General features: G+C 68.7%; 12 protein-coding genes. 5 read left to right on the forward strand and 7 right to left on the reverse strand.

All coding sequences use genetic code 11. The annotated features are described in order from the left end of the window. Nucleotides 1–72: 72 nt before the first annotated feature. Together ureB and FB475_RS31405 are read left to right on the forward strand one after the other, a co-directional pair. Nucleotides 73–672, forward strand: coding sequence for an urease subunit beta (gene ureB, locus FB475_RS38530; RefSeq protein ID WP_141861096.1), 600 nt, complete (start codon nt 73–75; stop codon nt 670–672). Continuing rightward, nucleotides 665–2,368 carry an urease subunit alpha gene (locus FB475_RS31405; protein ID WP_141861097.1) on the forward strand — a complete coding sequence of 568 codons (1,704 nt, stop codon included), beginning with the start codon at nt 665–667 and terminating at the stop codon, nt 2,366–2,368. Before ureB ends, FB475_RS31405 begins: the two co-directional genes overlap by 8 nt. Here the strand turns inward: FB475_RS31405 and FB475_RS37925 are convergent. Then, nucleotides 2,353–2,574, reverse strand: a complete 222-nt coding sequence (locus FB475_RS37925) for a hypothetical protein (RefSeq protein ID WP_238332588.1) — start codon at nt 2,572–2,574, stop codon at nt 2,353–2,355. The genes FB475_RS31405 and FB475_RS37925 overlap by 16 nt on opposite strands. On the opposite strand from FB475_RS37925, the gene FB475_RS31410 reads away from it, so the two are divergent. Genes FB475_RS31410 through FB475_RS31420 form a run of 3 tightly spaced genes read left to right on the forward strand, consistent with a single transcriptional unit; the run spans nt 2,491 to nt 4,427 of the window. Further along, nucleotides 2,491–3,057, forward strand: a complete 567-nt coding sequence (locus FB475_RS31410; RefSeq protein WP_238332583.1) for an urease accessory UreF family protein — start codon at nt 2,491–2,493, stop codon at nt 3,055–3,057. The genes FB475_RS37925 and FB475_RS31410 overlap by 84 nt on opposite strands. Next, entirely contained in the window at nt 3,050–3,751 is a 702-nt protein-coding gene (ureG, locus tag FB475_RS31415; RefSeq protein ID WP_141861101.1) for an urease accessory protein UreG, read from the forward strand. Before FB475_RS31410 ends, ureG begins: the two co-directional genes overlap by 8 nt. Then, nucleotides 3,735–4,427 (forward strand): urease accessory protein UreD, encoded by a 693-nt coding sequence (locus FB475_RS31420; RefSeq protein ID WP_185759514.1) that lies wholly within the window; start codon nt 3,735–3,737, stop codon nt 4,425–4,427. Before ureG ends, FB475_RS31420 begins: the two co-directional genes overlap by 17 nt. On the opposite strand, the gene FB475_RS31425 is transcribed toward FB475_RS31420, so the two are convergent. From FB475_RS31425 to FB475_RS31455, 6 genes are all read right to left on the reverse strand, one after another. Beyond that, nucleotides 4,375–5,844, reverse strand: coding sequence for a GntT/GntP/DsdX family permease (locus tag FB475_RS31425; protein ID WP_141861739.1), 1,470 nt, complete (start codon nt 5,842–5,844; stop codon nt 4,375–4,377). The two genes, FB475_RS31420 and FB475_RS31425, sit on opposite strands and share 53 nt — an antisense overlap. A gap of 600 nt (nt 5,845–6,444) precedes the next feature. Beyond that, on the reverse strand, nt 6,445–8,403 hold the full coding sequence (locus FB475_RS31435; RefSeq protein ID WP_337678228.1) for an amino acid permease: 1,959 nt from the start codon (nt 8,401–8,403) through the stop codon (nt 6,445–6,447). A gap of 72 nt (nt 8,404–8,475) precedes the next feature. Continuing rightward, nucleotides 8,476–9,150 (reverse strand): response regulator, encoded by a 675-nt coding sequence (locus FB475_RS31440; protein ID WP_141861104.1) that lies wholly within the window; start codon nt 9,148–9,150, stop codon nt 8,476–8,478. After that, nucleotides 9,147–10,559, reverse strand: a complete 1,413-nt coding sequence (locus tag FB475_RS31445) for a sensor histidine kinase (RefSeq protein WP_185759515.1) — start codon at nt 10,557–10,559, stop codon at nt 9,147–9,149. The genes FB475_RS31440 and FB475_RS31445 overlap by 4 nt, the downstream gene beginning before the upstream one ends. 25 nt (nt 10,560–10,584) lie before the next feature. Next, nucleotides 10,585–12,573: an APC family permease gene (locus FB475_RS31450; RefSeq protein WP_141861107.1), complete on the reverse strand. Its 1,989-nt coding sequence runs from the start codon at nt 12,571–12,573 to the stop codon at nt 10,585–10,587. Between the two features lie 101 nt (nt 12,574–12,674). Then, nucleotides 12,675–13,127, reverse strand: coding sequence for a DUF1990 family protein (locus tag FB475_RS31455; protein WP_141861109.1), 453 nt, complete (start codon nt 13,125–13,127; stop codon nt 12,675–12,677). Between the last annotated feature and the right edge of the window lie 30 nt (nt 13,128–13,157).

Here is a 13,157-nt window from a genome sequence, read left to right on the forward strand (position 1 = left end):
TGCCCGCTCAGAACAGCAGCGCCGGTGCGGGCCACAGCGCTGTAAAGCCTCCACCCGCAGAGGTGAGGCGCCATGGTTGATGTCGCACGGACGCCGTCCGACGGTCTCGGGGACTCGGTCGGGCCCGGCGCCGTTCGGGTGCGGCCGGGGACGATTGTGTTGAACGCCGATCGGGCGGACGAGGAGCGGTTGCGGTTGGTGGTGGTGAATGCGGGTGACCGGCCGATCCAGATCGGGTCGCATCTGCATCTGCCGGACGCGAACTCGGCTCTGGAGTTCGACCGGGAAGCGGCGCGCGGGTTCCGGCTGGACATCCCGTCGGGTACGTCGCAGCGGTTCGAGCCGGGCGCCTCGCGGGAGGTCGCGCTGGTCGCGTTGCGCGGGAACCGGCGGGTGCCGGGCATCCAGGTGAAGACGACCGCCGACGCGGAACTCGGTCAGGTGCCGGGGATCCAGGTGCAGACGACGGCGGAGGGCCCGGGGATCCAGGTGGAGACGACGGCGGAAGGCCCGGGGATCCAGGTGGAGACGACGGCGGAAGGCCCGGGGATCCAGGTGGGGACGACGGCGGACGACCCGCGGATCCCGGTGCAGACGACGGCGGACGACCCGGGGATCTCGGTGAGGACGACGGCGGAGGGCGAACTCGGTCGGGTGCGGCGCGATGGTTGAGATCTCGCGGGACGCGTACGCCGCGCTGTACGGGCCGACGGTTGGCGATCAGGTACGGCTGGGCGACACCGACCTGTGGATCGAGGTGGAGCAGGACCTCACCGTGGGTGGTGAGGAGGTGGTGTTCGGCGGCGGGAAATCGATCCGCGAGTCAATGGCGCAGGGTACGGCGACCCGCGCGGAGGGCGCGCCCGACACCGTGATCACGAACGTGCTGGTGGTGGACTGGTGGGGCATCGTCCGGGCGGACGTCGGCATCCGCGACGGGCGGATCGTCGCGCTCGGGCGGGCCGGAAACCCCGACATCGCGGACGGCGTACACCCAGACCTCCGGATCGGCCCGTCCACCGACGTGATCGCGGGCGAAGGGCGGATCCTCACCGCCGGCGCGATCGACTCACACGTTCACCTACTCTCGCCGTCGCAGCTGCACGAGGCGCTCGCGACCGGGATCACCACGATCGTCGGCGGCGGTACCGGGCCGAGCGAGGGATCGAAGGCGACCACGGTTACCCCCGGCGCATGGCACCTGCAGCAGATGCATCGCGCGCTGGACGCCGTACCGCTCAACATCCTTCTGCTCGGCAAGGGCAACACCGTCAGCGCGGAGGCGCTCGCCGAGCAGGCGCTCGCGGGTGCGGCCGGGTACAAGGTCCACGAGGACTGGGGTTCGACACCGGCGGCGATCGACTCCGCGCTGCGGGCCGCCGACGAGTGGGGGCTGCAGGTCGCGTTGCACGCGGACAGCCTGAACGAGGCCGGGTACGTCGAATCGACACTGAACGCGATCGCCGGTCGGGGCATCCACGCGTTCCACGTCGAGGGCGCGGGCGGAGGGCATGCGCCGGATATCCTGTCGATCGCGTCGTACCCGAACGTCATCCCCGGCTCGACGAACCCGACGCTGCCGCACACCGTCAACACGGTCGCCGAGCACCTCGACATGCTGATGGTCTGCCACCACCTCAGCCCGGACGTACCCGAGGATCTCGCGTTCGCGGAGTCGCGCATCCGGGCGACCACAATCGCCGCCGAGGACATCCTGCACGACCTCGGCGCGCTGTCGATCACCTCGTCGGACGCGCAGGCGATGGGCCGGATCGGCGAGGTGATCACCCGGACGTGGCAGGTCGCGCACGTGATGAAGCACCGGCGGGGGTCCCTCGGGGCAGGCCTGCCGGCGGACAACGAGCGGGTAAGGCGGTACGTCGCGAAGTACACGATCAACCCGGCGATTGCCCACGGCATCGATCACGTCGTCGGGTCGGTCGAGACCGGGAAGCTCGCGGATCTGACGCTGTGGGATCCGCGGTACTTCGGGGTCCGCCCGAGCCTGGTGATCAAGGGCGGCACGATCGCGTGGGCCGCGCTCGGGGATCCGAACGCGTCGATCCCGACGCCACAGCCAGTGCTGATGCGGCCCGCGTTCGGGGATGCGATCGGGGCGGACGTGTCGTACACGTTCGTGTCGCCGGCGGCGCTGGACGACGGGTTGGCGGAGCGGCTGGGGTTGCGGCGGCAGCTGCTCGGCGTACGGCCGACGCGCGGGATCACGAAGGCGGATCTGAAGAACAACGACGCGTTGCCGGCGATCGACATCGATCCGGAGACATTCGCGATCACGGTCGACGGCGACCTGGTCGAGCCCGCGCCCGCCGAGGTCCTTCCGCTCGCGCAGCTCTATGCGATGTTCTGATGAACGCTGCTGAGCTGGTCGCGCTGATGCTCGCCGACGGCCGCCTGCCGACCGGCGGCCACACACAGTCCGCGGGCCTCGAGGCCGCCGTCCGAGCCGGACTGGGCGCCAACGGCAACCACTTGGAGCACGTCGCCGAGTACGCCCGAGACCGCCTCCACACCGTCACCCGAGTCGAAGCAGCAGTCGCCGTTGTAACTCGCCACCTCATCCTCCACCCAGACGCAGGGGTGCAGGTGGGGTTGTGGGGGGTTGAGGGGGCTTGGGCGGCTCGGACTCCTAGTGAGGTGTTGCGGGGGGTTTCGCGGCGGCAGGGGCGGTTGTTGCTGCGGTTGGCGGGGCGGGTTTGGCCTGAGGTTGTGGAGTACTTGCCGGTGGATGGGGAGGTGCCGCGGGCGATCGTGGTGGGGGTGGTTGCCGCGGTCAACGGGTTGTCGGCGGAGCAGGTGGCGCGGGTGGTGGCGTACGAGGATGCGCAGACCGTCGTCTCCGCCTCGCTCAAACTGCTTCCGGTCGACCCGGCCGACGCCGCGGGCTGGCTCGCCGGACTGCACGACGACATCGAGCGGCTCGTCAAGGACGTCGCGCCGCTCACCGAACCGAGCGCGATCCCCGCCGACGGGGCCCCGCTGATCGACGTCTTCGCCCACCAGCACGCAACCGAGAGAATGAGGCTCTTCAATGCCTGATACGCGTTCGTTCCGCCTGGGTGTCGCCGGACCGGTCGGCACCGGGAAGAGTTCGCTGATCGCGACCGTCTGCCGCGAACTGTCGGCGGAGCTCCGGCTCGGCGTGATCACCAACGACATCTACACCGACGAGGACGCCCGCCTGCTGAAGGCGGCCGGTGTCCTCGACCCGGCGCGGATCCGCGCGGTCGAGACCGGCGCCTGCCCGCACACCGCGATCCGCGACGACGTCACCCCGAACCTGATCGCGGTCGAGGATCTCGAACGCGACTTCGCCCCGCTCGACGTGGTCCTGGTCGAGTCCGGCGGCGACAACCTGACCGCCACCTTCTCCCCCGCGCTCGTCGACGCGCAGATCTTCGTCCTCGACGTGGCCGGCGGTGGCGACGTCGCGCGCAAGGGCGGCCCCGGCATCGCGCGGGCGGATCTCCTGATCGTCAACAAAACCGATCTCGCACCGTACGTCGAGGTCGACGTCGAGCAGATGGTGAAGGACGCCGAGACAGCCCGCGACGGCAAACCGGTGATCGCGCTGTCCCGGAAGGATCCGGCCTCGATCGCCCGCCTCACGGACTGGGTCCGCTCGATGCGGTACGCCGTACACGCCGGCCATCACACGCCCGTCGATCCCGGGCCGATGGCGCCGCATTCGCATACCGGCGAGGACGGCGAGGTCATTGTCCACACGCATTGAGGTCGTCGCCGACCCGGTGCGCAACCGGTGCCTGCTGAGGACCGGTCACCTCTCACCCCGCCAACTCCCGGGCAGCCCCGGCGTCGCCCGGGTCGCGCTGGTCCAGGCCGGGGCGCTGCTGCTCGCCGGTGACGAAGTACGTATCGAGGTCGCGGTCTCCGGCCCGGTCCGCCTGGAGATCGTCGAGACCGCCGGAACCGTTGCCTACGGCATGCGTGGCGGCTCCGCGCGCTGGGACGTCGACATCGACCTCACCGATGGCGCGAGCCTGCACTGGTACGCCGAACCGTTCGTCGTCTCCGCCGGCGCCGACGTCACCCGTACGACGACCACCCGGCTCACGACCGGCTGCACCGCGAACCTCCGCGAGTCGATCGTCCTCGGCCGCCAGAACGAGACCGGCGGCCGCCTGCACACGAGCACCCGCGCCTGGCTCGATGACGAACCGCTGCTCGCCGAGGACCTCGACTACCGCAACAGCTGGGCGATCCTCGGTACGGCGCGCTGCCTCGACACCGTCACCACCCTTGGTTTCCGCCTACCCGACGACCCGCAAACGCTCCAGCTGGAAGGCCCCGGGTCGATCGCCCGCCAGCTGGTCCACCAACAACACGAGGCCGAGGTCACAAGAAGGTTGACAACAGCAACGTCATCCCCAGACCCATCACCGAGATGACGGTCTCCATCACCGACCAGGTCTTGATGGTCTCGCCAACGGTCATCCCGAAGTACTCCTTGACCAGCCAGAACCCGGCGTCGTTGACGTGCGAGAAGAACAGCGACCCGGCACCGATCGCGAGCACCACCAGCGCGATGTGAGTCGTACTCAGGCCGCCGGCGAGCGGAGCGACGATCCCCGCGGCCGTGACCGTGGCCACCGTCGCGGAACCCGTTGCGAGGCGGATCAGTACGGCGACGATCCAGCCGAGCAGCAGTGCCGACAGGTTCGCGGCGATCGCGATCTTGGCGATGGCCGTACCGGTACCGCCGTCGACCAGGACCTGCTTGAAGCCGCCGCCGGCGCCGACGATCAACATCACGCCGGAGATCGGCAGCAGGCTCTCGCCGACCTTGCGGCTCAGTTCCGGTACGCCGAAACCGACCGCGGTGCCGAACGTGTACATCGCGACCAGGACGGCGATCAGCAGCGCGACGACCGGGTCGCCGATGAACTGCAGCACCGGGTAGATCGCGTTGTCCTTGCTCATCCAGACGTCGGACGCGGCCTTGATCAGCATCAGGACCACCGGTAGCAGCACCGTGGTGATCGTGGCAGCGAAGCTAGGAGTACGCGTCCGCACCGTGCCTGGCGCGGTGTCTGTCGTCTGGACGGTCCCTTGCGGAGCCGCGTGCTGCGGACTGTGCGGTGCGACCGGGGTTGCACCGTGCGCCCCGTCCGCGCGACCCACACCGCCCACGTCATCCGCGCCGTCCCGAAGCTGGACCGGCTCGGAGTCGTGGTGGCCGGAGCCGACCTCGAGTGCGGCGCCCGCGGCACCGATCGGGACCCACCGCGCGGCCAGCCGCCCGAACAGCGGACCGGCGACGATCACGGTCGGGATCGCGACCAGCAGGCCGAGGGCGAGCGTGATGCCGACGTTGCCCTTCAGTACGCCGATCGCGGCCAGCGGGCCCGGGTGCGGCGGGACGAACCCGTGCAGTACGGACAGGCCGGCCAGCGCCGGGATCCCGAGGAGCATCGCGCGCGCACCGGTACGCCGTACCGCCAGAACGACCACCGGGATCAGCAGGACGAGGCCGATCTCGAAGAACATCGGGATGCCGATGATGAACGCGATCAGCGCCATCTTCCACGGCAGTCCGCCCTGTCTGCCGCGCAGCAGGGTGTCGACGACCTGGTCGGCGCCGCCGGAGTCCGCCAGTAGCTTCCCGACCATCGCACCGAGCGCGATCAGGACGCCGACGTACCCGAGTACGCTGCCGACGCCGTTCTCGTACGACTTCGTGACAGCGCCGGCGCCGATCCCGCTGGCCACGCCGACGAACAGCGCGCCGATCGTCAGCGACAGGAACGCATGCACCTTGAGGGCGACGATCAGCACCACGATGATCGCGATACCGAGCACCGCCATGATCAGCACACGGGTGTCGTGCCCGTTCCAGGGCGCATGCACATCCGCGTCCGCCACCAACGGAAGACCGACTTCGTAAGCGAGACTCATAGCACTCCCACCGTTCTCCGGTCGCTACCAGTACCCCCTTTCGCAGTTTCCCACCAACCAACCCTTTTGGCTGTCCGACGCGGCGGCGCATCATGACGACGTGAGCACATGCTGGTGTTGCGGAACCGAGCGTGACGACAGCGAGTTGATCGGGCTGGGTTCGCACCCGGAGGTTCAGGTCTGCCTGCGATGCACAGTCGCCCTACGACAGCGAGGGCGCCAGCGCGAGGACGAGCTGCGCCCCGGTCCGTTGACCCAGGTACGAACCGGCGTACGACGTACACGCGAGCTGGCCATCGAGCGCGGCTGGCACCGACTGCCTGTGATCGGATCCCTGCTGCAACGCCTCAATCGCCACCTACCGTAGCCGGTTCGACAGGTAGTGCACCGCCGAGCCGGTGTACACATGCCCGTCCCCACGCTCAGGTGCACTACCCGGCAGGCAACACCTCCTGTCGAACTGCACCGTCCGAGCCTGGGAGCGGCTCGACCGGCTGATCCGTCGTGGGCTCAGCCGACGTGTACCCAAGGGCGGTTGGAGCGGGTCGGTTCGGCTCGACGTAATACCTCACGGGTGACCGGCGGTACGTCGCCCTCGCCGGAGATCACGTACCGGAACAAGAAGTAGAACGGATTGCCCTCGGCCCAGGCGAAGTAGATGTGCGGCATCACATGCCAGTCGTCGCGGATCTTCAGCAGCAGCGCTGCGATAGCGTTCGGGACACTCGGGCTGTCTACGCGGAGGATCTTGTACCCGAAGCGCTCCTCGCCACGGACGTCGAGCTCGGTCTCGAACTGGGACGCGTCGGTCAGCGTCACCTCGAGGAACAGGATCGGCGGCCCTTCGGGCAGGTTCCGCACCTCGCGCTGCTCGGCTTCCTTCTCCTGGTACTCCGCCTCGTCGCGGTCGTCCGGCTCGTTCGCGATGATCCGCAGGTCGCCGTGCTCGGCGGCCGCGGAGATCAGCCGGCACGCCTCCTCGTCGAACCGGACCTCGGTCGCGCGCAGTTCCAGCGATCGGGTGGCGCGTGAGATCAGCGAGGTCAGAATGATCGCGACGATGAAGAACGACGCGATCTGTACGCCGTCCGGCCGCTCGATGATGTTCGCGATCGTCGTGTACAGCAGCACCAGGCTGATCACGCCGAACCCGACGGTCCTGAACCGCTCGTGCTTGCGTCGCGCCGACAACGTCACCGCGATCGACGCGGACATGATCAGGACCAGCACGCCGGTCGCGTACGCACCACCCTGGGCGTCGACATCTGCCTTGAACAACAGCGTGATCACGAAGGCGATCAGCCCGAACACGATCACCAGCGGCCGGGTCGCGCGCGCCCAGTCCGGGACCATGCCGTAGCGCGGCAGGTACCGCGGCACGATGTTCAGCAGGCCGGCCATCGCGGACGCACCCGCGAACCACAGGATCAGGATGGTGCTGATGTCGTAAACGGTCCCGAAGACGTTGCCGAGGTGCTCGTGGGCCAGGTACGCGAGGGCCCGGCCGGACGCGGCGCCGCCGTCCTTGAACTCGTTCTCGGGGATCAGCACGATCGTCGTGAAGCTGCTCGTGATCAGGAAGCCGCTCATGATCAGCGCGGCGGTGGTGAGCAGCTTGCGCGTGTTCCGGATCCGGGTCTCGGGATGGGCCGGCTCGTCGTCGGGCGCACCGTCGACCTGTGGCATCACCGCGACACCGGTCTCGAAGCCGGACAGGCCGAGGGCGAGCTTCGGGAACACGACCAGCGAGATGCCGATCATCACCCAGATGTTCGAGTGCTCGGTGGTCAGCATGCCGCGCCAGTTCGTCACCAGCTCGGGCGCGGTGATCACGTTCCACAGTGCGTTGCCGACGACAACCAGGTTGAGCCCGAGGTACACGACGACGAGCGCGACCGCGATCCCGATCGCCTCGCCGAAGCCTCGCAGGAACACGCCCGCGAGCAGGGCCAGCAGCACCAGCGTGATGATGACCTCTTTGCCGTGGAACCACTCCGGCACGTACGGGTTCTCGACGACGTGAGCGGTGGCGTCCGCGGCCGACAGCGTCATCGTGATGATGAAGTCGGTGGCCATGAAGCCGAGCAGCACCAGGATCGTGAACTTGCCCTTCCAGCGCCCGAGCAGCCGGTCGAGCATCGCGATCGAGCCTTCGCCGTGCGGGCTCTCCGCAGCCACCCGCCGGTACACCGGCAACGCGCCGAGCAAGGTCAGCAGCACGAGGATCAATGTCGCGACCGGCGACAACAGCCCGACGGCAGCCGCGGCGATCGCCGGCTGGTAACCCAGCGTGGAGAAGTAGTCGACGCCGGTGAGGCACATGACCTTCCACCACCGGTGCGTGGGATGCGGCGCCGGCCGATGCGGACCTTGATGGCCGACGGGCCGGTCGTGCAGCAACCAGGCCAACATCTTGCCGTGGGTAACCGGCGGCACACGGACCGTCTCGTGCTCACGCGTTTCTGTCACTGCCCGGGAGCCTAACCAGCAGCGCAGACTCGATCTGTGGTTTCTAACGCCTCTCTAACACCACTGTGACGACTATGGCTCGAAGCGGTACCCCATGCCGGGCTCGGTGATCAGGTGATCGGGACGCGACGGATCCGGCTCGAGCTTGCGCCGGAGTTGTGCCATGTACACCCGCAGGTAGTTGGTCTCCGCCTCGTAGCCCGGACCCCAGACGTCGCGCAGCAGCTGCTTCTGGCTGATCAGCCTGCCGGGGTTCCGGACCAGGATCTCGAGCAGGCTCCACTCGGTGGGAGTGAGCCGGATGTCGCCCACCGCGGTCGTCACCCGCCTGGCGGCGAGGTCGATCGTGAAGGCCGCCGTACGGACGACGGCCGTGCCGGTCCCGGGCGTCGTCCGCCGGAGTGCGGCCCGGATCCTGGCCAGCAGCTCGTCCATGCCGAAGGGCTTCGTCACGTAGTCGTCCGCGCCCGCGTCGAGGGCCGCTACCTTGTCGGCCTGGGCGTCCCGGGCCGACAGCACGATGATCGACGCCGTGCTCCAGCCTCGCAGACCGTGCACGACTTCCACTCCGTTGAGATCCGGCAGGCCGAGGTCGAGGATGACCAGGTCCGGCGGATGCTTGCCGGCGGACGCGAGCGCCGAGGCACCGTCGGCGGCGGTGTCGACGTCGTACTGCCGGGCGCGCAGGTTGATGGCCAGCGCGCGCAGCAACTGACGGTCGTCGTCGACGATGAGCACGCGGGTCATGTCGCCACCGGCAACGTCACAGTCATGGTCAGCCCTCCGCCGGGAGTCGGTGCCGGGGTAAGTAGCCCGCCCATCGCCTCGGTGAATCCGCGCGCGATCGCGAGGCCCAGTCCGACCCCGCCGTCCGCGGGGTTGTCACCGAGCCGTTGGAACGGGGTGAACATCCGGTCGAAGTCCTCGGCGGGTACGCCGGGACCGGTGTCGACCACCATGACCCGAACGACGTCACCGTCGCTTGCCGCATCGACCCGGACAGCCGTCGTACTGTAGCGGCGGCCGTTGTCCAACAGGTTCGCGATCACCCGCTCGAGCAGACCGGCGTCCGCGAGCACGAGCGGCAGGTCATCGGGTACGGCGGCCACGACGGCGTCGTGCGGCATGCCGGCGAGGGCCTTGCCGACGACCTCGTCGAGCACCAGCGGCCGTACGTCGACGCTCAGTGCCCCGGCCTGCAGGCGGCTCATCGCGAGCAGGTTCGCGATCAGGTCGTCGAGGCGGTCCGCGGACTCCTCGATCGTCTCCAGCAGTTCACCCTGTTCCTCAGGGCTCCAGGCGATATCGCTCTGCCGGAGGCTCGAAACGGCGGCCTTGATCCCGGACAACGGCGTCCGGAGATCATGGCCGACGGCGGCGAGCAGAGCAGCGCGGAGTCGGTCGACCTCGGCGAGCTGGCGCGCCTGGGCGGCCTGGTCTGCCAGCTGCCGGTCCTCCCAGGCCCGTGCCGCCGCGCCGGCCAGCCGGGTCAGCAGCTTGCGGTCCTCGGCGAACAGTTCGGGGCCTTCGGCAACCAGCTGAAGCCCTTCCCGGGCCGGGATCGAGATCGCCGGGCTGCCACGCAGCTGCGGCCCGGCGAGCGCGACCACCTTGCCGGACTGCTCGACCAGCGCGACCGAGTCCATGCCGAAGGTCTCCCGGACCTCCTCGAGAACGGTGACCAGCGAGTCGCCGGTGACCGGTTCGCTGGTGACCCTGGACAGCACCTCGGCCTCACTGCGGCTGCGAGCGGCCGCGATCCGGCGGCTCGTCGCGAGGTCGACCGTCACGCTGACGGTCACCGCGACGATCACGAACACGACGAGCGCGATGATGCTGTCGCGTTGCTCGACCGCGAACGTGTGGTACGGCGTGGTGAAGAAGAAGTTTGCCAGCAGCACCGATCCGAGTGCGGCGACGACACCGGGCAGGATGCCGCCGGTGACCGCGATCAGCACGACGAGCAGCAAATACAGCAACAGGATGCTCTCCAGCGCGAGACTGTCGCGGACCGGCACCAGAACGATCGTCAGCGCCGGCAGGCATCCGACCACCAGGCCGAGTCCCGTCCACAACCGGGTCAGGCGGCCGTGCCTTGACGACTGGATCCGGCCGAGTGGGCGTCCGGCAGCATCCGGCCTGCGGTTCTGCTCCACGAAATCACTGTGGCACGTCATGCCGTCACACGGGAGATCCGCGCCGGATCCGCTCGCCTGGGTGGGCGACCGGCGCAGCCGCCGCCGGCGGCTCGACCCGCCGGGCTTCGAGAACCTCCGCCGAGCCCAGCTGCCACGGCACATTGATCACCATCACGCCCGGCTGGAACAGGAGCCTGGCCTTCAACCTCAGCGCACTCTGGTTGTGCAGCAGAGCCTCCCACCAATGCCCCACGACGTACTCCGGAATGAACACCGCGACCAGGTCCCGTGGGCTGGTGCGTCGGATGTCGCGCACGTACTCGAGCACCGGACCGGTGACGTCGCGGTACGGCGAGTGCAGGACCTTCAACGGCACCGGAATGTCCCGCGCACTCCAGTCCAGCAGCAGCGCGTCGGACGCGCCGTGGTCGGTCGCGACCGTCACCGCGGTCAGCGTGGTCGGGCGGGTCGCCCGCGCGTACGCGAGCGCCCGAAGGGTCGGAGTGTGCAGCTTGGAGACCAGGACGACCGCGAACACCCGCGGCGGCAGCATGACGCCGCCGGGTCCCGGCGTCAGCTCGACCTCTACGCGGTCGTAGTACCGCCGGATGCCGCGCATCAGGGCGAACACGGCCGGCATCGCGATCACAACGATCCACGCGCCGTGCATGAACTTCGTGATCAGCACGATCACCAGTACGACCGCGGTGAAGATCGCTCCGAAACCGTTGATCGCCCGGGACCGGTGCATCGACGCCGTGGCCGACGGCTCCCGGAGCAGCCGCGTCCAGTGCACCACCATGCCGGCCTGGCTGAGCGTGAACGACACGAAGACACCGATGATGTACAGCTGGATCAGCCGCGTCGTACTCGCGTGGAAGACCCAGATCAGCAAGCCGGCCAGTGCGGACAGGATCACGATGCCGTTGCTGTACACCAGCCGGTCCCCGCGCCGGGAGAACTGCCGCGGCAAGAACCCGTCGTGCCCGAGCAGGGAGGCCAGGATCGGGAACCCGTTGAACGCTGTGTTCGCGGCCAGGACCAGGATCGCCGCCGTGAACGCCTGGACCGCGAAGAATCCGATCGAGTGGTACCCGCCGAACACCGCGCCGGCGACCTGTGCGATCACCGTGCGCTGCTCGTAGCCGGCCGGGGCACCGGTCAGCCGCGCCGGGTTGTCGGTGACGTGAACGTGCGAGGTGAGCGCCAGCACTGTGATGCCGGCGAACATCGCGACCGTCAGCCCGCCCATGATCGCCAGCGTCGCGGCTGCGTTCTGGCTCTTGGGTGGCCTGAAGTTCGGAACCCCGTTGCTGACGGCCTCGACCCCGGTCAGCGCCGTACAACCGGAAGCGAAGGCGCGCATCGCGAGCAGCAGAACGGCCAGGCCGGTGACGTGGCTCACCGGGACGACGCCGTACGACGCGGACTCGGCGCGCGGTGCGTCGCCGGCGAGGATGCGGACGAAGCCGGCCGCGATCATCACCAGCACCACGGCGATGAACCCGTACGTCGGGATCGCGAACGCCGTACCGGACTCCTTCACGCCGCGCAGGTTCATCAGGGCCAGTACGGCGATCATCGCGGTCGACAACGCCACCGCGTGCGGAGCCAGTGCGGGAATCGCGGAGACGATGTTCTGCACACCGGCGGCGACAGACACCGCGACGGTCAGCACGTAGTCGACGAGCAGCGCGCTGGCCGCGACGAGCGAGGCGTTCCGGCCGAGGTTCGCGCGGCTCACCGCATACGCGCCGCCTCCGCTCGGGTAGGCGTGGCAGGTCTGCCGGTACGACGCGACAACCACGAGCAGCAGGGCGATCACGACGGCTGCCACCCATGGTGCGAGCTGCAGCAACGCCAGCCCGCCCAGGCTGAGCATCAGCAGGATCTCCTCGGTCGCATACGCGTTCGAGGACAACGGGTCGCTGCAGAACACAGGCAGGGCGAGCTTCTTCGGCAGCAGCGTGTCGCCCAGCCGCTCACTCCGCAACGGCCGCCCGACCAGCAACCGCTTGGGTATCTCCAGCATCTTCACATCACCAGACAACCGGCGAGACGGCGTCCGGTCCTCGATCTTCACGCCGTCTTGACGCCGTCCGCGACGATCTTGACGCCGCCTTGACACCTGTTTCAGGTGGCGAGGAGTGCGGCGAAGTATCTGCGGCGATAGAAGCGCTGAGCCACCAGGGCGGCCGGGTAGATGAGTCTGCGAAGGCCTGGCGCGGCGCGGGTCCGAGAGCGGATCGTCAGGGTGATGCTGTCATCGGCGTGGCGTTCGGCTTCGAACACTTCGGTGCCGCGGATCGGATGGCCGGGGAGCGTCGTGTAGGTGAAAGCCGCCCGGTTCGGTTCGTCGATGACGGCCGTCACCTCGACTGGTTCATGGATTGTGAAGGGGCCTATGTGGGCGAGCAGCCAGTAGCGGTGGTCTGGTTCGGCTCTGGGGTTGCCTTTGATGGTGAAGCCGCTGCGGGTTTTGATGCCCCAGTGGAGGAGCTCGCTGGAGACGTAGTTCCAGTGGGCGTCGCCCGAGCCCAGGTGTGCGGTTCGTTCGTACGACCAGGTGCGGGTTGGCTTCGGCATGGGTTCAGGATGCGGGATGGGTGGTTGCTC

Origin of the sequence: Kribbella jejuensis, assembly GCF_006715085.1 — a bacterium.
Taxonomy (GTDB): domain Bacteria; phylum Actinomycetota; class Actinomycetes; order Propionibacteriales; family Kribbellaceae; genus Kribbella; species Kribbella jejuensis.

Coding starts and splice junctions, on each gene's coding strand:
- ureB (WP_141861096.1), top strand. CDS start 73: ATGGTTGATGTCGCACGGACGCCGTCCGACGGTCTCGGGGACTCGGTC.
- FB475_RS31425 (WP_141861739.1), bottom strand. CDS start 5,844: ATGGCGGTGCTCGGTATCGCGATCATCGTGGTGCTGATCGTCGCCCTC.
- FB475_RS31440 (WP_141861104.1), bottom strand. CDS start 9,150: ATGACCCGCGTGCTCATCGTCGACGACGACCGTCAGTTGCTGCGCGCG.
- FB475_RS31455 (WP_141861109.1), bottom strand. CDS start 13,127: ATGCCGAAGCCAACCCGCACCTGGTCGTACGAACGAACCGCACACCTG.
- ureG (WP_141861101.1), top strand. CDS start 3,050: ATGCCTGATACGCGTTCGTTCCGCCTGGGTGTCGCCGGACCGGTCGGC.
- FB475_RS31405 (WP_141861097.1), top strand. CDS start 665: ATGGTTGAGATCTCGCGGGACGCGTACGCCGCGCTGTACGGGCCGACG.
- FB475_RS31450 (WP_141861107.1), bottom strand. CDS start 12,573: ATGCTGGAGATACCCAAGCGGTTGCTGGTCGGGCGGCCGTTGCGGAGT.